Below are 1,516 nucleotides of genomic sequence, written 5' to 3'. Positions count from 1 at the left end.
CTATCCAAGCCGGATTACTCCGACAATCCAACACAGCGTAAACGATGATGTCTGTATTTTCTACAGTGTAATAAACCGCGAACGGAAAACGTTTGGACAGCAAACGGTAATATTTTCCGAAAAATTGTTGTTGTATGCCGTAGTAGATCAGCAAAGAATCGATATCCGAGAATAACGAATCGAGGAAATAACTGCCTAAGTCTTGGGATTGCCCTTCGTAAAAATGGTAGCCGTTGATTAAGTCTTCATTGGCCGATGGCAGGATCTTTAAATTCATTGGGTTCGGTTTTGAATTGCCTTTTTAGCTTCCTGCCAATCCATCGGTTGTTCTTGTCCTGCCAGACGGTTTTTTTCCCTGGTTTGCAGTACACCCTGATGCCAATCGGGCGATTGCACGTTTTGATGCTGGCAGAGGTCGTCCCAGATTTGTTCCATCGTTGCCAGCTTTTCTTCAAGGGACATATTGGTTAAAGCGACTGCGTTCATATTCCACCTCTTGGTGTTAAGTGATTTACTGTTATTTTGGCACGAATTCAGGCTGATATATAGATTTCGTGTTCCAATGCTATGAATCGTTGATGGTGTTTAATCGGAAATAGGTTTAATACACTCTTCTGTATTATGCTTCGGACTATTCACCACCGTACTCACAGGCCAAGCGGTCATTTGTTCTGACGGATATTGGGTTACACGGCAGGCATACCATACGCTATGCCAGCGAAAACCTAAGCGCAAAGTGGCGGATGCGGCAGGGTATGAAAAGTCCGGCTCATACGACAAATTGGGCAGCTTTGCCTGTTGCGAATGTTATTTAAAAGCTAACTGGCTTTTAAAACTAACAAATATCGCTTACTTAACATCAGCTTAAGGTTTAGCGTTTATAATCCACCGCCAAATCGAGAAAAGCCGCACTTCCGCAACTAAGTAAATCATTCCTGCGTGTGTTATCACATGGGGGTTCTTAGGAGGGCATGATTTATTGGCTAACCTCCCGAAGCTGTGCAAACTACCAAGATTACGGGCTTTCATCTTGGTATTCATTCAAGCCGCCCATGCTGAGAATTCTGAATTCGATGGCTTAGAGGACACCTACGGCAATGAAAAAATGCTGTCCATTGCCACCGGTCACCCAATCCCGCAAAAACTAAGCCCCAGCGTTACCTCTGTTTTGACCAGCAAGGACATTGAGAAAATCGGTGCGCGGCGGTTGGAAGATGTCCTGGAATACCTGCCAGGTATCCACGTCAGCAGCGCCAGGGCAGGCAATACGAATAATGTCATCGGCTTTCGAGGGATATATTCCGAGGCAAATACGCAAGTGTTGGTCTTAATCAACGGCATTCCCCAAAGAAATACCTTCATCGGCGGCAAACCTTTCGCATGGACGATGCCGGTTAAGAACATAAGCCATATCGAAGTCATTAGGGGGCCAGGCTCCATGCTTTATGGTGGCGATGCCACCACGGGGGTCATTAATATTATCCTTAAAACCGGCAAAGAGCTTAAAGGCGGCAGC

At 45.6% G+C, this 1,516-nt stretch carries 3 protein-coding genes; 1 reads left to right on the top strand and 2 read right to left on the bottom strand.

Annotated features, from left to right (window positions below; all coding sequences use genetic code 11):
- Both ABL924_RS18390 and ABL924_RS18385 read right to left on the bottom strand, forming a co-directional pair.
- On the bottom strand, nucleotides 1-277 hold a 277-nt coding region (locus ABL924_RS18390; RefSeq protein ID WP_349028547.1), incomplete at its 3' end, for a type II toxin-antitoxin system RelE/ParE family toxin.
- A complete protein-coding gene (locus ABL924_RS18385; protein WP_349028546.1) occupies nucleotides 274-486 on the bottom strand; it encodes an addiction module protein in 213 nt (70 codons plus the stop codon). The genes ABL924_RS18385 and ABL924_RS18390, both read right to left, overlap by 4 nt.
- A gap of 493 nt (nucleotides 487-979) precedes the next feature.
- On the opposite strand from ABL924_RS18385, the gene ABL924_RS18380 reads away from it, so the two are divergent.
- The coding region (locus tag ABL924_RS18380) for a TonB-dependent receptor plug domain-containing protein (RefSeq protein WP_349028545.1) at nucleotides 980-1,516 on the top strand (537 nt) is incomplete at its 3' end.

It is taken from the genome of Methyloglobulus sp. (genome assembly GCF_040079455.1).
In the GTDB taxonomy this organism is placed as follows: domain Bacteria; phylum Pseudomonadota; class Gammaproteobacteria; order Methylococcales; family Methylomonadaceae; genus Methyloglobulus.
Note: the sequence above shows the minus strand (reverse complement) of the source record. Positions and strands in the feature narration are given on the sequence as shown.

What these genes read in the sequence shown, in the direction of transcription:
- ABL924_RS18385 (WP_349028546.1), bottom strand. Translation starts at nt 486, where the DNA reads ATGAACGCAGTCGCTTTAACCAATATGTCCCTTGAAGAAAAGCTGGCA.